Annotated in this window: 20 protein-coding genes; 9 read left to right on the top strand and 11 right to left on the bottom strand. The window is 71.1% G+C overall.

Translation table 11 applies throughout. The annotated features are described in order from the left end of the window. Positions 1-24: 24 nt before the first annotated feature. Complete coding sequence (locus tag RLT58_RS12065; RefSeq protein WP_311310396.1) at positions 25-501, top strand: sec-independent translocase; 477 nt, start codon at positions 25-27, stop codon at positions 499-501. Positions 502-620: 119 nt separating this feature from the next. Further along, on the top strand, positions 621-1,280 hold the full coding sequence (locus RLT58_RS12060) for a hypothetical protein (protein WP_311310395.1): 660 nt from the start codon (positions 621-623) through the stop codon (positions 1,278-1,280). 66 nt (positions 1,281-1,346) lie between these two features. Here RLT58_RS12060 and RLT58_RS12055 read toward each other — a convergent pair whose 3' ends face one another. Genes RLT58_RS12055 through RLT58_RS12045 form a run of 3 tightly spaced genes read right to left on the bottom strand, consistent with a single transcriptional unit; the run spans position 1,347 to position 4,343 of the window. Then, positions 1,347-2,480: an Mrp/NBP35 family ATP-binding protein gene (locus RLT58_RS12055; protein WP_311310394.1), complete on the bottom strand. Its 1,134-nt coding sequence runs from the start codon at positions 2,478-2,480 to the stop codon at positions 1,347-1,349. A 44-nt stretch (positions 2,481-2,524) separates the two neighbouring features. Further along, positions 2,525-3,079 carry a DUF1003 domain-containing protein gene (locus tag RLT58_RS12050; protein WP_311310393.1) on the bottom strand — a complete coding sequence of 185 codons (555 nt, stop codon included), beginning with the start codon at positions 3,077-3,079 and terminating at the stop codon, positions 2,525-2,527. Then, positions 3,069-4,343, bottom strand: coding sequence for a magnesium transporter MgtE N-terminal domain-containing protein (locus RLT58_RS12045; protein WP_311310392.1), 1,275 nt, complete (start codon positions 4,341-4,343; stop codon positions 3,069-3,071). Before RLT58_RS12045 ends, RLT58_RS12050 begins: the two co-directional genes overlap by 11 nt. A gap of 204 nt (positions 4,344-4,547) precedes the next feature. Here RLT58_RS12045 and RLT58_RS12040 point away from each other — a divergent pair, with 204 nt between their 5' ends. Beyond that, a complete protein-coding gene (locus tag RLT58_RS12040) occupies positions 4,548-5,312 on the top strand; it encodes a hypothetical protein (RefSeq protein ID WP_311310391.1) in 765 nt (254 codons plus the stop codon). 2 nt (positions 5,313-5,314) lie between these two features. On the opposite strand, the gene RLT58_RS12035 is transcribed toward RLT58_RS12040, so the two are convergent. Together RLT58_RS12035 and RLT58_RS12030 are read right to left on the bottom strand one after the other, a co-directional pair. Next, positions 5,315-5,842, bottom strand: a complete 528-nt coding sequence (locus tag RLT58_RS12035) for a hypothetical protein (protein ID WP_311310390.1) — start codon at positions 5,840-5,842, stop codon at positions 5,315-5,317. Between the two features lie 34 nt (positions 5,843-5,876). Further along, on the bottom strand, positions 5,877-6,998 hold the full coding sequence (locus tag RLT58_RS12030; RefSeq protein ID WP_311310389.1) for a magnesium and cobalt transport protein CorA: 1,122 nt from the start codon (positions 6,996-6,998) through the stop codon (positions 5,877-5,879). A gap of 410 nt (positions 6,999-7,408) precedes the next feature. Between RLT58_RS12030 and RLT58_RS12025 the strand changes: the two genes are divergently transcribed. Further along, positions 7,409-8,044 carry a suppressor of fused domain protein gene (locus tag RLT58_RS12025; protein WP_311310388.1) on the top strand — a complete coding sequence of 212 codons (636 nt, stop codon included), beginning with the start codon at positions 7,409-7,411 and terminating at the stop codon, positions 8,042-8,044. A gap of 5 nt (positions 8,045-8,049) precedes the next feature. Here the strand turns inward: RLT58_RS12025 and RLT58_RS12020 are convergent, their stop codons facing one another. Further along, complete coding sequence (locus RLT58_RS12020) at positions 8,050-9,282, bottom strand: MFS transporter (protein ID WP_311310387.1); 1,233 nt, start codon at positions 9,280-9,282, stop codon at positions 8,050-8,052. Between the two features lie 168 nt (positions 9,283-9,450). Between RLT58_RS12020 and RLT58_RS12015 the strand changes: the two genes are divergently transcribed. The 3 genes from RLT58_RS12015 (at position 9,451) to RLT58_RS12005 (ending at position 11,797) form a co-directional block, all read left to right on the top strand. After that, entirely contained in the window at positions 9,451-10,095 is a 645-nt protein-coding gene (locus RLT58_RS12015; protein WP_311310386.1) for a DUF6758 family protein, read from the top strand. A gap of 75 nt (positions 10,096-10,170) precedes the next feature. Then, a complete protein-coding gene (locus RLT58_RS12010; protein ID WP_311310385.1) occupies positions 10,171-11,037 on the top strand; it encodes a PHP domain-containing protein in 867 nt (288 codons plus the stop codon). A 154-nt stretch (positions 11,038-11,191) separates the two neighbouring features. Further along, complete coding sequence (locus RLT58_RS12005; RefSeq protein ID WP_311310384.1) at positions 11,192-11,797, top strand: MarC family protein; 606 nt, start codon at positions 11,192-11,194, stop codon at positions 11,795-11,797. Between the two features lie 127 nt (positions 11,798-11,924). On the opposite strand, the gene RLT58_RS12000 is transcribed toward RLT58_RS12005, so the two are convergent. After that, on the bottom strand, positions 11,925-12,077 hold the full coding sequence (locus RLT58_RS12000) for a DUF8834 family protein (protein ID WP_311310383.1): 153 nt from the start codon (positions 12,075-12,077) through the stop codon (positions 11,925-11,927). 234 nt (positions 12,078-12,311) lie between these two features. Here RLT58_RS12000 and RLT58_RS11995 point away from each other — a divergent pair, with 234 nt between their 5' ends. After that, a complete protein-coding gene (locus RLT58_RS11995) occupies positions 12,312-13,199 on the top strand; it encodes an NYN domain-containing protein (RefSeq protein WP_311310382.1) in 888 nt (295 codons plus the stop codon). A 16-nt stretch (positions 13,200-13,215) separates the two neighbouring features. On the opposite strand, the gene RLT58_RS11990 is transcribed toward RLT58_RS11995, so the two are convergent. Beyond that, complete coding sequence (locus tag RLT58_RS11990) at positions 13,216-14,061, bottom strand: alpha/beta fold hydrolase (RefSeq protein WP_311310381.1); 846 nt, start codon at positions 14,059-14,061, stop codon at positions 13,216-13,218. 72 nt (positions 14,062-14,133) lie between these two features. Next, positions 14,134-16,029, bottom strand: coding sequence for a DEAD/DEAH box helicase (locus tag RLT58_RS11985; RefSeq protein ID WP_311314492.1), 1,896 nt, complete (start codon positions 16,027-16,029; stop codon positions 14,134-14,136). 475 nt (positions 16,030-16,504) lie between these two features. On the opposite strand from RLT58_RS11985, the gene RLT58_RS11980 reads away from it, so the two are divergent. Beyond that, positions 16,505-17,239, top strand: a complete 735-nt coding sequence (locus RLT58_RS11980) for a ferritin-like fold-containing protein (RefSeq protein ID WP_311310380.1) — start codon at positions 16,505-16,507, stop codon at positions 17,237-17,239. Positions 17,240-17,253: 14 nt separating this feature from the next. Here RLT58_RS11980 and RLT58_RS11975 read toward each other — a convergent pair whose 3' ends face one another. Both RLT58_RS11975 and RLT58_RS11970 read right to left on the bottom strand, forming a co-directional pair. Further along, entirely contained in the window at positions 17,254-17,523 is a 270-nt protein-coding gene (locus tag RLT58_RS11975) for a hypothetical protein (protein ID WP_311310379.1), read from the bottom strand. Positions 17,524-17,750: 227 nt separating this feature from the next. After that, complete coding sequence (locus RLT58_RS11970) at positions 17,751-17,978, bottom strand: DUF3107 domain-containing protein (RefSeq protein ID WP_185993000.1); 228 nt, start codon at positions 17,976-17,978, stop codon at positions 17,751-17,753.

Raw genomic sequence — 17,978 nt, 5'->3', positions numbered from 1 at the left:
GCGGAGAACACGAGGAGCCGCAAGGTGTTCAATGACATAGGCCCACTCGAGCTGGTGACGCTCGTGATTCTCGGCGTGCTCGTCTTCGGCCCGGACAAGCTGCCCAAGGTCATTCAGGATGCCTCGCGCTTCATCCGCAAGATCCGTGAGTTCTCGGAGAGCGCCAAGGAGGACATCCGTACGGAGCTCGGCCCGGAGTTCAAGGACTTCGAGTTCGAGGACCTCAACCCCAAGACGTTCGTCCGCAAGCAGCTCATGGACGGCAACGACGATCTGGGGCTGAAGGAGATCCGGGAGAGCTTCGACCTGCGCAAGGAGGTCGCCGAGGTCACCGACGCGGTGAACGGCCGCTCGACGTCGTCCGTCGAGACGAGGACCGGCGTGTCGGGCGGTGCCGCGATCACCGCGGCCAACGGCTCGTCAGGCGGCCCCGACCTGCTCAAGAAGGGCGATCAGCCCACGAAGGACACGCCTCCGCCCTTCGACGCCGACGCCACCTGAGACCGGTCAATCCCGGCTCGTCCGGACGGTATGGCTATTCTCCATCTGTCCGGTTGTGAGGGACGCCCGCGGGGGGCGGGCCGCTCCGGACGCTGATGATCGAGGAGGCGGCCGGACCGATGGAAACGACGAGTCGGGTGGGCGCGGAGAACGCGCCGGACACAGTCACGGCAGAAGGGGTGCCGGCGGCCCGGCTCACGGTCGACGGCTACCTGCGGGCCCCGTTCCCCTGGTACGGGCTGGACGAGGCCTTCACCGGGCCGCGCTGGCTGATGCAGGTGGGCACCGCCGCGGACGGCACGGTGCAGCACGGCTCCATCGGCCACGGCGACGAGCCCCTGGTGCGCAGCGACTCGGGTTCGGACAAGCAGCGGTTCGCCGTCGTCGTCACCGTGGCCAGCAGCCCGGTGCGGCGCAGCGGTGACGGCACGGGCGTCCTGGACGCCACGACGGTCTCCTCCGCGGCCTGGCTGGCGGGCTCCGGCCTGCTGGCCTGCACCTGGCCCGCACAGATGGACCACACCCTGCGCGACGACTGGCTGGACCAGCAGACGGAGACCGCGTTCGAGCTGGCCGACGACCTGGACGGCCCCGCGTGGTCGGCGCTGTCCCTGCCGGTGGACGGGGTGCCGGTGCCCTTCCACTACCGCGAGTCCGAGTTCGGCTGGGTGCTGGCCGGGTCCGCGCACGGCGGGGTGCACATCGGCGCCTACGGCCGGGGCATGAGCGCCTACGGCCTGGGGTTCTCGGTGGTCGGCGACATCACGTCGTACGCGTAGCCCGCGTACGCCTCGACGCGCGCGGGGCCGGGTGATCCGGGCCCCGCCCGCGAGGCGGCCTTCTTCTCAGAACTTGTTGCGCGGGGTGATGCCCAGCGACATGCCCGACAGGCCGCGCTGACGGCCGCCCAGCTTCTCCGCGATGGAGCGCAGCGCCTTGCCGGCGGGGGAGTCGGGGTCGGACAGGACGACGGGCTTGCCCTCGTCGCCGCCCTCCCGCAGCCGTACGTCGATCGGGATGGAGCCCAGCACCGGCACCTCGGCGCCGATCGTCCTGGTCAGCCCCTCGGCGACCCGTGCGCCACCGCCCGAGCCGAACACGTCGACCATCTCGTCGCAGTGCGGGCACGGCATGCCCGACATGTTCTCGACGACGCCCACGATCTTCTGGTGGGTCTGGACGGCGATGGAGCCCGCCCGTTCGGCCACCTCGGCGGCGGCCTGCTGCGGGGTCGTGACGACCAGGATCTCCGCGTTCGGCACCAGCTGGGCCACGGAGATGGCGATGTCACCGGTGCCCGGCGGCAGGTCGAGCAGCAGGACGTCCAGGTCGCCCCAGTACACATCGGCCAGGAACTGCTGGAGCGCGCGGTGCAGCATCGGGCCGCGCCACACCACCGGCTCGTTGCCCGGGGTGAACATGCCGATGGAGATGACCTTCACGCCGTGCGCGGACGGCGGCATGATCATGTTCTCGACCTGGGTCGGCTTGCCGTCCGCGCCGAGCATCCGGGGCACGCTGTGCCCGTAGATGTCCGCGTCCACGACCCCGACCTTCAGCCCGTCGGCCGCCATCGCCGCCGCGAGGTTCACCGTCACCGAGGACTTGCCGACGCCGCCCTTGCCGGAGGCGACCGCGTACACACGGGTCAGCGAACCGGGCTTGGCGAAGGGCACCTCGCGCTCCGCCGTACCGCCGCGCAGCGAGCTCGCCAGCTCCTTGCGCTGTTCGTCGCTCATGACGTCGAGCGTGACCTCGACGCGGGACACCCCCTCGACGCGGGCCACCGCGTCGGTCACGTTCCTCGTGATCGTCTCGCGCATCGGGCAGCCGGAGACGGTGAGATACACCGTGACAGCGACTACACCGTCAGGATCGATCTCGACCGATTTCACCATGCCCAGCTCGGTGATCGGGCGGTGGATCTCCGGGTCGTTCACTGTCGCCAGTGCCTCAAGCACCGCGTCTTCCGTAGCCATACCGACGATGGTACGGCGCCGCCCGCTACGCGCGGGTAGCCCTGTCAGCGGTCTTCGTCACTCTCGGCGGACAGCAGCGCGTGCCGGTCGTCCAGGCCCTTCACCAGGTCCTCCAGTTCGGACCTGATCCAGTCCCGGGTGGCGACCTCCCCGAGGCCCATCCGCAGCGCGGCGATCTCCCTGGTCAGGTACTCGGTGTCCGCGATGGAGCGCTCGTTCTGCTTGCGGTCCTGCTCGTGGGTGACCCGGTCGCGGTCGTCCTGCCGGTTCTGCGCGAGCAGGATCAGCGGAGCCGCGTACGAGGCCTGGAGCGAGAGCATCAGGGTCAGGAAGATGAACGGGTACTCGTCGAACCGGAACTTCTCCGGCGCGAAGATGTTCCACACCACCCACACGATGATGATCAGCGTCATCCAGACGATGAACCGTCCCGTGCCCAGGAAGCGCGCGATCCGTTCCGAGAAGCGGCCGAACGCCTCGGGGTCGTACTCGGGCAGCAGCCGCCGCCGCGGGGCCTTCGGCTGGTCCAGCCGGGCGCGCGGGGGGCGGGTCAGCGCCGACGAGCCGTTCGAGGCCCTGGCGCGGTCGTCACCGGCCACGGAGCACCCCCTCACGGCCGTGGAAATCGGTCTCCCGCCAGTCGTCGGGCAGCAGGTGGTCCAGGACGTCGTCGACGGTCACCGCGCCCAGCAGCGAGCCGCTCTCGTCCACCACGGGCACCGAGACCAGGTTGTACGCGGCCAGATAGCTGGTGACCACCGACAGCGGGGTCTGCGGGGTCAGCGCCACCAGGTCGCTGTCCACGATCGAGCTGACCAGGGTGAACGGCGGGTCGCGCAGCAGCCGCTGGAAGTGCACCGTGCCCAGGTACTTGCCCGTCGGCGTCTCGTCCGGCGACCGGCACACGTACACCTGCGCGGCCAGCGCCGGTGACAGGTCCGACTGGCGGACCCGGGCGAGTGCGTCCGCGACCGTGGCGTCCGGGCGCAGGACGATCGGCTCGGTGGTCATCAGACCGCCCGCCGTCCGCTCCTCGTACGACATCAGGCGCCGCACGTCCGCCGCGTCGTCGGGCCGCATCAGCGTCAGCAGCCGCTCCTTGTCCTCCTCCGGCAGCTCGGAGAGCAGGTCGGCCGCGTCGTCGGGGTCCATCGCCTCCAGCACGTCCGCCGCGCGCTCCTCCTGGAGCTTGCCGATGATCTCCACCTGGTCGTCCTCGGGCAGCTCCTCCAGGACGTCGGCCAGCCGGTCGTCGTCGAGGGCCGCCGCGACCTCCGCCCGGCGCTTCGGCGTCAGATGGTGCAGGGCGTTGGCCACATCGGTGGGGCGCAGCTTCTCGAACGTGGCCACCAGCGACTCCGCGCCCTGCCCGTGCTCCTCCAGCGAGAAGCCGCTGACCGCCGACCACTCGACCGTCAGGGTCTCGCCCTTGCGCCGCAGCGCCCCGCCCCGGCCCTTGCGGACGAAGTAGCGGTCGATCTCCCAGTCGCGCCGGGCGGGCAGCTGCTGGATCGCCACGTCGAGGACCGTGACCTCCTCGCCGGTCTCCACCAGCTCCACCCGCCGGTCCAGGAACTCGCCGAGCACCAGGCGTTCGGTGGGCCGCTGTTCGAAGCGCCGCATGTTGACCACGCCGGTGGTGATGACCTGTCCCGACTCGACGCCCGTCACCCGGGTCATCGGCAGGAAGATCCGGCGCCGGCTCACCACCTCGACCACCATGCCGAGCAGCCGGGGCGGCCGGCCGCCCACCCGGAGCATCGCGACCAGGTCCCGGACGCGGCCCACCTGGTCGCCGTTGGGGTCGAAGACGGGCACACCGGACAGGTGCGAGACGAAGACCCGGGGCGTGCCTGGTGCCATGCCTGGGCCTCCTCGTCTCCCGCCGTGCGCGCGGATGCCGCCCGCGCCGTCGGTTATCGCACCGTTATGACGTGATCAGGCTAGCCCGTACCTCTGCGGGCCGCCCCGGCGGACCGTCCGTACGGCTCTGGGCCGGAAGACGTAGGCCGCACGGGTACGCTGCCGTCTGCCACCCCCGCCATGCAGATGAGAGGCAGTGCGCCTGTGACCTCTTTTGTCCCGCCCGTCCGGGCCCGCCGCCGGACCGCCTCCCTCGCCCTCGTGCTCTGCGCGGGGCTCACCGCGGCGCTGACCGCGTGCGCGGGCGAGGATCCGGACAAGGGGACCAACGGCGTCGCCAAGCTGAGCGCACCGGAGATCGAGAAGAAGGCGCGGTCGGCTGCGGACTCCGCCCCCACGGTCCGCCTCGCCGGCACGCTGGTCAGCAAGGGCGGCACGTACAAGATCGACATGCGGCTGAAGGACAGGGGCGGGGTGGGGTCCGTCACCTCGAAGAACAGCACCTTCGAGCTGCTGCGGGTCGGCGAGGAGCTCTACCTCAAGGCCGGTGCCGGCTTCTGGAGCCACGACGAGCACGGCACCTCCGGCGACGCGGGCGGGGCGGCCGCGGACAAGCTGGAGGGGAAGTACGTGAAGGTCCCCGAGGACGACCCCACCTACAAGCAGATGAGCGGGTTCACGGACAAGAAGGTGCTGCTCGACGGGCTGCTCTCGCTGCACGGCGAGGTCGGCAAGGGGGACCGCGACACGGTCCGGGGGGTGCGCACGGTCCGGATCACCGGCGGCAAGGGCGAGGGCGGCGCGCTGGACGTGTCGCTGGAGGGCAAGCCGTATCCGCTGCGCTTCGCCCGGGGCGGGGGCGGGGGCGTGATCACGCTCGCCGACTGGGGCAAGGACTTCGCGCTGGCGGCCCCCGCCGACGACGACACGGTCGACTACGGGCGCCAGCTGCCGAAGTCGGCGTCCTAGTCCTAGGAGTCCTGGGAGCGGCGCAGGGACCGCTTCAGCAGGCGCGGCAGCCCGGCCGGCACCGGCAGCCGGGTGGTCGCCGGGCTGGGCAGCGGCGCGGCCGCTCCGGAGGTGTCCGGCAGGTCCGTACGGGACCCGGTGGGCGTCAGCCGCAAAACCCGGCACTCGCGTGCCCACCGCTCGGGCATCAGCTCCGCGTCCGGTGCGTTGAGCCGCTTGCCCTTCAGCTCGGCGACGGCGGCCTCCCACTCCTCGGAGTGCGGTGCGAGCACGGCCACCGAGGCCGGCCAGGCGACGAGGCGGCCGCCCTTGTCCTTGCTGCGGACGGTCACCTCGGCGGTGGAGCCGTCGGTGAGGCCGGCCGGCAGCGGCTGCTCGCCCGGACCGTCCCCGACCAGATGCGCCGCCCCCTCGTGCCACACATGCCACAGCGCCCGAGCGGGACCGGTGCCGCGCACCCAGATGAGGCCCGACTTCTTGGTGGCCTCCTCGACGAGGGCCGGCCCGAGCAGCGTGTCAGCAGCAGTCATGGGGCAGAGCTTAGACCGGCCCGCACCGGGGCGGTCAGAGCCAGCCGTTGCGCTTGAGCATGCGGTGGATGGAGAAGCAGACCACGCCGATGAAGCCCATCACGACCGGGTAGCCGTAGGTCCAGCGCAGCTCCGGCATGTGCTTGAAGTTCATGCCGTAGACGCCGCAGATCATCGTGGGCACGGCGACGATCGCCGCCCAGGAGGTGATCTTGCGCATGTCCTCGTTCTGCGCGACGGTCGCCTGCGCCAGATTGGCCTGGAGGATCGAGTTGAGCAGTTCGTCGAAGCCGATGACCTCTTCCTGCACCCGGACCAGGTGGTCGGCGACGTCCCGGAAGTACTTCTGGATGTCCGGGTCGATCAGCCGCATCGGCCGCTCGCTGAGCAGCTGCATCGGGCGCAGCAGCGGGGAGACGGCCCGCTTGAACTCCAGCACCTCGCGCTTGAGCTGGTAGATCCGGCCCGCGTCCGAACCGCGCGGGCTGCCCTTGTCCGGGGTGGAGAAGACCTCGATCTCCACCTCGTCGATGTCGTCCTGCACGGCGGCTGCCACCGCGATGTAGCCGTCGACGACATGGTCGGCGATGGAGTGCAGGACCGCCGAGGGGCCCTTGGCGAGCAGTTCGGGGTCGTCCTGGAGCCGGTGGCGCAGGGCGCGCAGCGAGCCGTGGCCGCCGTGCCGCACGGTGATGACGAAGTCCCGGCCGGTGAAGCACATCACCTCGCCGGTCTCGACGACCTCGCTGGTCGCGGTCAGTTCGGTGTGCTCGACGTAGTGGATGGTCTTGAAGACCGTGAACAGCGTGTCGTCGTACCGCTCCAGCTTGGGCCGCTGGTGGGCGTGGACGGCGTCCTCCACGGCCAGCGGGTGCAGGCCGAACTCCCGGGCGATGCCCGCGAATTCCTCCTCGGTCGGCTCGTGCAGGCCGATCCAGGCGAAGCCGCCCTTCTCCCGGACGCGGAGCATCGCCTCGTGCGGCGTACGGCAGGTGCCGTCCACCTCGGCGAGGCGGCGGCCCTCCTGGTAGACGGCACAGTCGACGACCGCGCTGGAGGCGGACGGGTCGCGCGTGGCGTCGTAGCTGTTGTGCAGGGTGTTGGTCTTGCGCAGGGACGGGCGCACCACGGCGCGCAGGTCACGGATCATCGACATGGCTGGCTCCTTCACGGAGGGCCGTCGGCGAGGGCGTGGCACAGCCCGGAATGGGGACGTGGGCTCACGTCCGCAAAGCGGGCGGCACCGCGGAGGCACGACGACGGCGTTCGCTACAGACAGGCAAAAAAGGAGTGCTCTTCCGTCGTGCGAAATGCCATGGGCCTTGACCGAGAAGGCGTCAGATCACAGAAGAAAGGTGTCGAGCGGAAGAGCGGCTGGTACTGCACGGTCGACTTGGATCCACCGCAGCCCCACCTCCTCCGGTCGGTCCCCCGTGGGGGATGACGTTTCGTCGGGACTTGAGAGCGACGCTTCTGCGTGCTGTCCCGACCGGCACCCCAGGCTAGCAGCCGGTACAGGGCCAATCCCTTACTTTGCCCGTTCCATACGCGTCCTATGCTCACGGCATGGCAGAAATTCTTGCTCTGGTCGAGGCACGTCTGCGGACGGCCCTGGGTGAACCGGACGCACGCGCAGCAGTGACGTTTCTCGGGACGGACCGGATCGAGGTACTCCGTTTCATCGACGGCGACGTGGTGAGGTACGCCACGCTCGGCATGTCCGCCCAGCCGATGGCCGATCCCGCTGCGGCCCTCGCCGACCCGGTGAAGGGCCCGCGCGCCGAACTGGTGCTGTCGGTACGGGTCGGGCTCGCCGACACCGACCAGGTGCTGCGCAAGCTCGCGGTGCTGGCGGCCTCGCCCCAGGTGGAGGGGGTGATCGTGGCCCCCGGTGCCTCGCTGGACGTGGGGGAGCCGCTGTGGCCGGGGGCGCCGTTCAGCTCGGTGCTCGTCGCGGAGCCCGGGGGGCTGGTGGAGGACCTGGAGCTGAACGAGGCCTCGCCGCGCAGCGGCTCCGCGGGGGGTGACGGCCGGGAGACGGGCGGGCCGATGGAGCCGGTGCGGTTCCTGCCGCTGCTGCCGATGACGCACAACGAGGCGGCCTGGAAGCGGGTGCACGGCGCGCAGGAGCTCCAGGAGAGATGGCTGTCGCAGGGGACGGACCTGCGCGATCCCCTGCGACATTCGGTGGCTCTGGACTGACCGGGTCAGTCGGCGAAGACGGTGACCCCGTCCTCGGTGGCGTGCTTGGGCTCCAGTTCCTCCGCCTCGTGCGTCAGCGCCGAACGGCGTACCCGGACCACGACGGCACCGACGACCGCCGCGACGGCGGCGACCACGAACGGGATGTGGATGTTGCTCCACTCCTCGATCTTCGGGGCCAGGTAGGGCGCGGCGGCGGCCGCGAACCAGCGGACGAAGTTGTAGCCCGCGCTCGCCACCGGGCGCGGCGCGTCCGAGACGCCGAGTGCCAGTTCCGTGTAGACGGTGTTGTTCATGCCGATGAAGGCGCCGGAGACGATGGTGCAGACGATGGCCGCGGTGTGGCTGCCGTATCCGAGGAGCAGCAGGTCGGCGGCGAGCAGCACCAGCGAGGCGCCGAGCACCTTGAGCGAGCCGAAGCGCTTCTGCAGCCGGGGCGCGACGAGCACCGAGAAGACCGCGAGCAGCAGGCCCCAGGCGAAGAAGACGGCGCCGGACTTGTACGGCGTCATGTTCAGCACGAACGGGGTGAAGGCCAGGATCGTGAAGAACGCGTAGTTGTAGAAGAACGCGGACGCCGCGACGGAGGCGAGCCCGCCGTGCCCGAGCGCCCTGACCGGATCGAGCAGCGATGTCCTGCGGGCCGGCTTGGGCTGCTCCTTGAGGAACGCGGTGATGCAGACGAAGCCGATCGCCATCAGCGCGGCCGTGCCGAAGAAGGGGTAGCGCCAGCTGGCGTCACCGAGCAGGGCGCCGAGCAGCGGCCCGCACGCCATGCCGAGGCCGAGCGCCGACTCGTACAGCAGGATCGCCGCCGAGCTGCCGCCCGCCGCGGCTCCGACGATCACGGCGAGGGCGGTCGAGACGAAGAGCGCGTTGCCCAGGCCCCAGCCGGCCCGGAAGCCGACGAGTTCCGCCACGGACGACGAGGTGCCGGAGAGCGCGGCGAAGACCACCACGAGGGCGAGGCCGGCCAGCAGGGTCTTGCGGCCGCCGATACGGCTGGAGACGAAGCCGGTGACGAGCATCGCGACGGCGGTGATCAGGAAGTACGAGGTGAAGAGCAGGGACACCTGGCTCGGCGTCGCCTCCAGGCCCTTGGCGATGGACGGCAGAATCGGGTCCACCAGGCCGATTCCCATGAACGCGACAACAGAAGCGCCCGCTGTGGCCCAGACGGCCTTCGGCTGGCGCAGGATGCTGACCGTTCCCTGATCGAACGGGTCCTCTCCCTGCATGGGCTTCTCGCTCTCCACTAGATCGTTGTGTTATGCACAGAATAAGTTAGAGGACCTAATGGATGCAAGCTACATCTAGATTTGGGGAAGGCTCCCTGCTCAGCGGCCACGCTGCGGAAGGGTGATCGTCCTTGACGCGGCGACGGCCGGGGAGGACCGTTGGTCGGTATGAGGGGCGAACCCAGTTGCCCGAAGTGCGGAGGCCGGGTCAGGGCGCCCGGTCTGTTCGCCGACACCTGGCAGTGCGATCTGCACGGCAGCGTGCATCCGCTCCAGCCGGTCGTCCCGCCGAGCGTCGAGGCGCTCGGCGTCGTGGTGCACCGGGCCCAGGTACCGGTCTGGATGCCCTGGCCGCTGCCGGTCGGCTGGCTGTTCACGGGCGTGGCCTGCGCCGGCGACGACCGCAGCGGGGGCCGGGCCACCGCCGTCGCCTGCTCCGGACCCGGGCCGCTCGGCGGCATGGGCGAGCTGCTGCTCGTCGCGGAGGAGCTGGGCGTCGGGCTCGGCGCGCGCTACGCCGGGATCGACGGCCCCGACCCGGGCCCGCACCTGCGGGTGGACGGGCCGCCCGAGGTCAAGGTGCTCGCGGCCGGCCGGCCGACGCCACTCTGGCATGTGAAGGACGCCCCCGCCGACCGGGCCGTCTTCGCGGGCGAGGCGCGCGGGCTCTGGCTCTGGGCGATCGTCTGGCCCGAGCAGTCCGGCCTCCTCATGTACGACGAGCTGGTGCTCACGGATCTGCGGGACGCCGGGGGAGAGGTCGACCTGGTGCCCTGCGGCGCGCTCACCCCCCGGCTGCTGACGGGGCCCTGAGCGGACCGGACCCCCTGCGCCGGCCGGTTATCCTTGGGTGTCCCCCAACCGGCCGTGAGCACTGGAGTCCGTGTCGTGCGCATCGATCTGCACACCCACTCCACCGCGTCGGACGGCACGGACACCCCCGCCGAGCTGGTACGGAACGCGGCGGCGGCAGGCCTCGACGTCGTCGCCCTCACCGACCACGACACGGTCCGCGGGCACGCCGAGGCGATCGCCGCCCTCCCCGACGGGCTCACGCTGATCACCGGCGCCGAGCTCTCCTGCCGCATCGACGGCGTGGGCCTGCACATGCTGGCGTACCTCTTCGACCCGGACGAGCCCGCGTTCGCGCGCGAGCGCGAGCTGGTGCGCGACGACCGGGTGCCCCGCGCCCGGGCCATGGTGCGCAAGCTCCGGGAGCTGGGCGTGCCGGTCGAGTGGGAGCAGGTCGCGCGGATCGCCGGGGACGGCTCGGTCGGGCGGCCGCACATCGCCACCGCCCTGGTCGAACTGGGTGTCGTGCCGACCGTCTCCGACGCCTTCACGCCCCAGTGGCTGGCCGACGGCGGACGCGCGTACGCCGAGAAGCACGAACTGGACCCCTTCGACGCGATCCGGCTGGTCAAGGCCGCGGGCGGCGTCACCGTCTTCGCCCACCCGGCCGCCGTCAAGCGCGGTGAGGTGGTCCCTGAGGCGTCGATGGCGCGACTCGCGGCGGCCGGACTCGACGGCATCGAGGTCGACCACATGGACCACGACGAGCCGACCCGGGCCCGGCTGCGTGGACTCGCCCGCGAGCTGGGGCTGCTGACGACCGGCTCCAGCGACTACCACGGCAGCCGCAAGACCGTGGCGCTCGGCGAGTACACCACCGACCCGGAGATCTACGGCGAGATCACCCGGCGCGCCACGGGAGCCTTCCCGGTGCCGGGCGCGGGCGGAGCCGTCCCGGCGTAACGGCACCCACCGCACCACCTTTCACGCCCGGCCGCGCCCGCGCGGCCGGGCGCCGTCGCCCCCCCGTTGCCGCCCGCGCGCGCCATCCGTCCGCGGCGCCGCCGGGGTGCGTCCTTTCCTCCCGCAGTTCCGCTCTCTCCTCGCAAGGCTCACCGTGTTCGACGTCGCTGTCTTCGGATCCCTTTTTCTCACCCTTTTTGTGATTATGGATCCGCCCGGGATCACCCCGATCTTCCTCGCCCTCACCGCCGGCCGCCCGGCCAAGATCCAGCGCCGCATGGCGCTCCAGACGGTCGCCGTCGCCTTCGGCGTGATCGCCGTCTTCGGCCTGCTCGGCCAGCAGATCCTGGACTACCTGCATGTCTCCGTCCCCGCGCTGATGATCGCCGGCGGACTGCTCCTGCTGCTCATCGCGCTCGACCTGCTGACCGGCAAGACCGACGAGCCCACGCAGACCAAGGACGTCAATGTGGCGCTCGTACCGCTGGGCATGCCGCTGCTCGCCGGTCCCGGCGCGATCGTCTCGGTGATCCTCGCGGTGCAGCACGCCGACAGTGCGGCGGCCCAGGTCTCGGTCTGGACGGCGATCCTCGCCATGCACCTCGTGCCCTGGCTGACCATGCGCTACTCGCTGCTGATCATCCGGGTGATCAAGGACGGAGGCGTCGTGCTGGTCACCCGGCTGGCCGGGATGATGCTGTCGGCCATCGCCGTGCAGCAGATCATCAACGGCGTCACCCAGGTCATCCAGAACGCCTGAGCCGGCTCCGCGCAGCACAGCGCCCCCGCACGGAGGACCGTGCGGGGGCGCTTCGTCTTTATATGTTCTGCGTCATCTGGTTACGTCGGAAAGGCGTCTTTATGTGCGTCTTTACAGCGGCACTGCGTTATGAAGCCGAACTTACGGCCGGCCGGATGTAGATGCGCTGGCCCGTTGCCGCGGCCTGCTGCACGATCCGGTTGACGGAGGCGGCGTCCACGACGGTGCTGTCCACGGCGGTACCGTCGACATCGTCGAGTCGCATGATCTCGAAGCGCATAGGGCTTCCCTTCGTCTGATCCTCCTGCTGGAGAACTACTGGGAGGACGGGTGACCCGTCCGCAAGGATGTGGAGCGCCAGGCATGCCTGTCGTGCGCCCCACACGGTGTTCAACGGCTTGCCCCCTGCAAACATTCCCTACGCTAAGGAAATTTTTTGGATGTCTAAGTACCAGTGGGTAACCGGCCATGCGCGGACGACGACATCCCCGACGACACCCACGACGGGACCCGCATGAGCGACGCAGAGACCGTCGAGCGCCTGGACCGCACCAACGAGCTGCTCCAGCGCGTGCTGGCGGAGGTCTCGAAGACCCCCTCGACCCACGCGATCTTCGTGGACGCGGGCTATGTGTACGCCGCCGCCGGGCTGCTCGTCACCGGCACGGAGGACCGGCGCTCCTTCGACCTCGACGCGGAAGGGCTGATCGAGGCCTTCATCGACAAGGCCCGCACGATCTTCGCCGACAGCAGACTGCTCCGCGTGTACTGGTACGACGGCGCCAGGCGCCGCATCCACACTGTCGAGCAGCAGTCCATCGCCGAACTCCCCGACGTCAAGGTCCGGCTCGGCAACCTCAACGCCAACAACCAGCAGAAGGGCGTCGACTCCCTCATCCGCACCGACCTGGAATCCCTTGCCCGGCACCGTGCCATCAGCGACGCCGCGCTCGTCGGCGGCGACGAGGACCTGGTCTCCGCCGTCGAGGCAGCCCAGGGGTACGGCGCCCGGGTCCACCTCTGGGGCATCGAGGCCGGGGAGGGGCGCAACCAGGCCGAGCCGCTCCTGTGGGAGGTCGACAGCCAGCGCACCTTCGACCTCGACTTCTGCCGCCCGTACGTGACCCGGCGCCCCGTCACCACGTACGAGGACGACAGCCCGGCGCCCTCGCGCGAGGACGTCCGCTTCGTCGGCGCGCAGATCGCCGCTGCCTGGCTCTCCGCGCGCGGGCGCGAGTCCCTGGCCGACCTGCTGCCCGGACACCCCTATCTGCCGGGCTCCGTCGACCAGGACCTGCTGGTCGAGGCCGAACGGCTGCTCCAGCACTCGCTGCGCGGCCACGCCGCGCTGCGCCGTGCGCTGCGCGACGGCTTCTGGCAGCACCTTCAGGCGCAGTACTGACCGCCGCCGGCGCCGCCTACAGGCTGTCCCAGAAGGAGACGAGCGCGGCCGCCGTCGGCTCGGGCCGGTCCGTGTTGGGGGAGTGCTCCGCGCCCTCGATCCGGGTCCGGCGCGCGCCCAGGCGCACCGCCATGTCGTCGAGCACGGGCACCGGCCAGACGTCGTCGCGCTCGCCGGAGATCACATGGACCGGCAGCCCCGTCGCGGCGACCTCGGCCACCCGGTCCGGCTCGACGGCCAGCTGACGGCCGGTGGCGATCAGCTGGGCGGGCCGGTGGCGCAGCCAGCGCCGCCGCAGGTCCTCGCCGTCCGTGTCGGCCTCGGCGGGCGGGTCGAAGGCGCGCATCGCCGTCCACACGTCGTCCATGGTCATGGTCGCGAGTGCGTCGCCGAGGATCTTCAGCTTGATCTTCTGCTCCTGGACGACCTCGGCCGGTCCGGAGGACATCAGGGTGAGCGAACGGAACGGTGCGGCGTCCAGCAGCACGGCGGCGCGTCCGATCTGCCCGCCGAGTGAGTGCCCGAGCAGGTGCAGCGCGCCGTCCCCGAGGCCGAGTGCGGCCGTCTGGGCGAGCACATCACGGGCCAACTCATCCTGGGCGTAAGATTCCTGACGGTCCGTCCCCTCGCTCTCGTACTGCCCGCGCCCGTCCACGGCGACGGCCCGGTAGCCGGCCTCGGCGAGCGGTTGCAGCAGCGCGACGAAGTCCTCCTTGCTGCCGGTGAACCCGGGCAGCAGCAGGACGGTGCCGCGCGGCTCGGCGGACGGGACGGCGTCCAGGACGGCGAAGTCCCCGCGCGGGGTGCGCAGCGCCCGGGCCCGGGCGCAGGAGGGCGGGATGAAAGTCGGTGGCCTGCTCATGGAACGAGATTAAGGCGTCGAACGCCGGACGGCCCTAGGGAATCCCTAGGGCCGTCCGGCAAGAGGCTTTCGCTAGCCCTCGGACTTCGCGGCGGCGGTGCGCGGAGCCCGGCGCCTGCGCGGCTTGGCCTCGCCCTCGGCGGTCGCGGTCTCCGCCGCGGCCTCCGTCTTCGGCTTGGCGGCCGTACGGGTGCGGCGGCGCGGCCGGTCCGTCTCGGGCTCGGCGATCGGCGCGATCTGGAAGTCGACCTCGTCCTCGGCCGGCTTGATGACCCGGGTGCGGCGGCGCGGCTTGGTCACCGTCGCCTCCGGCGCGGGCTCGGCCACCGGGGCGGTCTGGAAGTCAGCCTCCTGTGCCACCGGCTTCGTGGTCCGGGCGCGACGGCGGCGCGGCTTCGCCTCGGTCAGGGTCTCCGCCTCGGCGTCGACCACGACCTCGGCCTTGGGCGCGCGGGTCCGGGTCCGCTTCTTCGGCTCGGCCTCGGCCTCGGGCGCCGGCTCGACGACCGGGGCAGGGGCCTCGGCCACGGCGACCGCGGCCTCGGCGGCGATCTCCGCGGCACCGACCCGGCTGCGCCGGCGACGGCGGGGGGTGCGCGGCTCGGCCGGGGCGTCGGCGGTGTCGGAGACCGCGACGGCCTCGGTGGCCGGCGCGGGCACCGAGGCGGCGCCCTCCTCCAGAGCCGAACCGCCCCGGGTGCGACGGCGCTGACGCGGCGTGCGCTCCTCACGGACGGCGGGGGCCGAGGCGGCGGCGGACTTGCGGCCGCGGCCGCCCGTCTCGCCGAGGTCCTCGATCTCCTCGGCCCGCAGACCCGCGCGGGTCCGCTCGGTGCGCGGCAGGACACCCTTGGTGCCGGCCGGGATGTCCAGCTCCTCGTACAGGTGCGGGGACGTGGAGTACGTCTCCGGCGGGTCCGGGAACTTCAGGTCCAGGGCCTTGTTGATCAGCTGCCAGCGCGGGATGTCGTCCCAGTCGACCAGCGTGATCGCGATGCCCTTGGCGCCCGCGCGGCCGGTACGGCCGATGCGGTGCAGATAGGTCTTCTCGTCCTCGGGGGACTGGTAGTTGATGACGTGGGTGACACCCTCGACATCGATACCGCGGGCCGCGACGTCGGTGCAGACGAGGACGTCCACCTTGCCGTTGCGGAAGGCGCGCAGCGCCTGCTCGCGGGCGCCCTGGCCGAGGTCGCCGTGGACCGCGCCGGAGGCGAAGCCGCGCTTCTCCAGCTGCTCGGCGATGTCGGCCGCCGTGCGCTTGGTGCGGCAGAAGATCATCGCGAGTCCGCGGCCGTTGGCCTGGAGGATGCGCGAGACCATCTCGGGCTTGTCCATCGAGTGGGCGCGGTAGACGTACTGCGCCGTGTTCTTGACGGTTGTGCCCTCGTCGTCGGGCGAGGTGGCGTTGATGTGGGTCGGCTGCGACATGTAGCGGCGCGCGAGCGAGATGACCGCGCCCGGCATCGTCGCCGAGAACAGCATGGTCTGGCGCTTCGCCGGCAGCATCGTGATGATGCGCTCGACGTCGGGCAGGAAGCCCAGGTCCAGCATCTCGTCGGCCTCGTCGAGGACGAGGGCGCGCACCTGGGAGAGGTCCAGCTTGCGCTGGCCCGCCAGGTCGAGCAGCCGGCCCGGGGTGCCGACGATCACGTCGACGCCCTTCTTGAGTGCCTCGACCTGGGGCTCGTAGGCCCGGCCGCCGTAGATCGCGAGCACGCGGACGTTGCGCACCTTGCCGGCGGTGAGCAGGTCGTTGGTGACCTGCTGGCACAGCTCGCGGGTGGGGACGACGATCAGCGCCTGCGGGGCGTCGGTGAGCTGCTCGGGCTTGGCCCGGCCCGCCTCGACGTCCGCGAGGACGGTGACGCGCTCCAGCAGCGGCAGCCCGAAACCGAGCGTCTTGCCGGTGCCGGTCTTGGCCTGCCCGATGACATCGGAGCCGGAGAGGGCGACGGGGAGCGTCAGCTCCTGGATGGGGAAGGGGGACGTGATGCCGACTGCCTCAAGGGCTTCGGCCGTCTCGGAAAGAATGCCGAGGTCTCGGAACGTAGTCAGGGTGCTGCCTCTTCTGTGAAACGCGGTCCGAGGCGAACGAAGGGGGTCGTACCGTGCCGGGGTTGGTCATCCGGCCGTGGATGGGCCGGGTGGCGCGGGACCACTGCCGTCGCTCGAGCGCTCGTGCCGCTGAGGGGGCCCCTCATCTGCGGTCGTACGTGTCGTACGCACCGCGTGGAGGGCTGTCGGGTCGGAGCCGATCGGGCCACCGACCGGGCATCCTCATTCAATTTCGCGCCACGAGCAGTTGCAAAATGCTCAGTAAGCGCAATACCACTGTACCCCGGATTCGCGCATCTGTGTTGGGCGAATTCATCGGAACGGTGTGAGGTGAGTCGGCGGCCGGACCCTTCCGCTCCTCGCGGGGCGGGCTATTCTGCGCTGCATGGAGACGCCTGACAACGCCACGGAAACCCCCGCATCCACCAGAATCGCCGACCAGGACTGGGCCACCGCGTCCACGGAGCCCCAGTACCGGGCCGCTGTCGTCGACCTGCTGGGAGCGCTCGCCTACGGGGAGCTGGCGGCCTTCGAGCGGCTCGCCGAGGACGCCAAACTCGCGCCGACCCTGGCCGACAAGGCGGAGCTGGCGAAGATGGCGTCCGCCGAATTCCATCACTTCGAGCGGCTCACGGACCGGCTGACCGCGATCGAGGTGGAGCCGACCGGTGCCATGGAGCCGTTCGCCAAGGCGCTGGACGACTTCCACCGCCAGACCGCTCCCTCGGACTGGCTGGAAGGCCTGGTCAAGGCCTATGTCGGGGACTCGATCGCCAGTGACTTCTACCGCGAGGTCGCGGCCCGGCTGGACTCGGACACCCGTTCCCTCGTCGTCGCCGTGCTCGATGACACGGGGCACGGGAACTTCGCCGTGGAGAAGGTGCGCGCCGCGATCGAGGCGGACCCGAGGCTCGGCGGCCGGCTCGCGCTGTGGGCGCGCCGGCTGATGGGTGAGGCGCTGTCGCAGGCGCAGCGCGTGGTGGCGGACCGCGACGCGCTGTCGACGATGCTGGTGGGCGGGGTGGCCGACGGATTCGACCTCGCGGAGGTCGGCCGGATGTTCTCCCGGATCACCGAGGCGCACACCAAGCGCATGGCCGCCCTGGGGCTGGCCGCCTGACGGCCTCGGCGGGGTCAGGCCGCGGCCGACCGGCTCAGCCGGCGGCTGTGCGGCCGGATCAGCAGCGACAGCGTCACCGCCGCGATCACCACGGCGCCGACCACCGTGGCCGCCACATGGCCGGCGCCCAGCACGGAGTGCATGAGATAGGCGCCGAACAGGGCTCCCAGCGCCCCCGTGCCGAACACGGTCCGGCGGGAGGGGAGCCGGCCCGGCAGCGAGCGCAGGGCCGCCCAGGAGAGGGCGACACCGAGCACGACGGAGCCCAGGGTTTCCAAGATCACGGACGATCACCTCGCAGGTACGGGGCGGGCAAATCGGTCGTAGGCGGTACTACCCCGGTGCGGCGGACGGCAACCCTCCGGCGGACAGGCTTCGCCCGGCCGTCGCACAGGAATCGCACAGGAACCGGAGCGGGCTGCCACCGGACCGGACCGTGAGCGCAACGGAAAGCGGCCCGGCGGGGAATCCCCGCCGGGCCGCTTCCACGGTCACCGTGTCCGTACGCGCCCTACAGCGCGCCGAACCCCACCCGTCGCGTGCTCGGCTCACCGATCTCCACGTAGGCGATCCGGTCGGCCGGCACCAGGACCTTGCGGCCCTTCTCGTCCGTGAGGCTGAGCAGCTGCGCCTTGCCGGCGAGAGCCTCGGAAACCGTGCTCTCGACCTCTTCGGCGGAAAGCCCGCTCTCCAGAACGATCTCCCGGGGCGTGTGCTGCACCCCGATCTTGACCTCCAC

Origin of the sequence: Streptomyces sp. ITFR-16 (assembly GCF_031844705.1) — a bacterium.
In the GTDB taxonomy this organism is placed as follows: domain Bacteria; phylum Actinomycetota; class Actinomycetes; order Streptomycetales; family Streptomycetaceae; genus Streptomyces.
Note: the sequence above shows the minus strand (reverse complement) of the source record. Positions and strands in the feature narration are given on the sequence as shown.

What these genes read in the sequence shown, in the direction of transcription:
- RLT58_RS12020 (WP_311310387.1), bottom strand. Translation starts at nt 9,282, where the DNA reads ATGCAGGGAGAGGACCCGTTCGATCAGGGAACGGTCAGCATCCTGCGC.
- RLT58_RS11995 (WP_311310382.1), top strand. Translation starts at nt 12,312, where the DNA reads ATGAGCGACGCAGAGACCGTCGAGCGCCTGGACCGCACCAACGAGCTG.
- RLT58_RS11990 (WP_311310381.1), bottom strand. Translation starts at nt 14,061, where the DNA reads ATGAGCAGGCCACCGACTTTCATCCCGCCCTCCTGCGCCCGGGCCCGG.
- RLT58_RS12015 (WP_311310386.1), top strand. Translation starts at nt 9,451, where the DNA reads ATGAGGGGCGAACCCAGTTGCCCGAAGTGCGGAGGCCGGGTCAGGGCG.
- RLT58_RS12055 (WP_311310394.1), bottom strand. Translation starts at nt 2,480, where the DNA reads ATGGCTACGGAAGACGCGGTGCTTGAGGCACTGGCGACAGTGAACGAC.
- RLT58_RS11980 (WP_311310380.1), top strand. Translation starts at nt 16,505, where the DNA reads ATGGAGACGCCTGACAACGCCACGGAAACCCCCGCATCCACCAGAATC.
- RLT58_RS12025 (WP_311310388.1), top strand. Translation starts at nt 7,409, where the DNA reads ATGGCAGAAATTCTTGCTCTGGTCGAGGCACGTCTGCGGACGGCCCTG.
- RLT58_RS12030 (WP_311310389.1), bottom strand. Translation starts at nt 6,998, where the DNA reads ATGTCGATGATCCGTGACCTGCGCGCCGTGGTGCGCCCGTCCCTGCGC.
- RLT58_RS12000 (WP_311310383.1), bottom strand. Translation starts at nt 12,077, where the DNA reads ATGCGCTTCGAGATCATGCGACTCGACGATGTCGACGGTACCGCCGTG.
- RLT58_RS12035 (WP_311310390.1), bottom strand. Translation starts at nt 5,842, where the DNA reads ATGACTGCTGCTGACACGCTGCTCGGGCCGGCCCTCGTCGAGGAGGCC.
- RLT58_RS12045 (WP_311310392.1), bottom strand. Translation starts at nt 4,343, where the DNA reads ATGGCACCAGGCACGCCCCGGGTCTTCGTCTCGCACCTGTCCGGTGTG.
- RLT58_RS12060 (WP_311310395.1), top strand. Translation starts at nt 621, where the DNA reads ATGGAAACGACGAGTCGGGTGGGCGCGGAGAACGCGCCGGACACAGTC.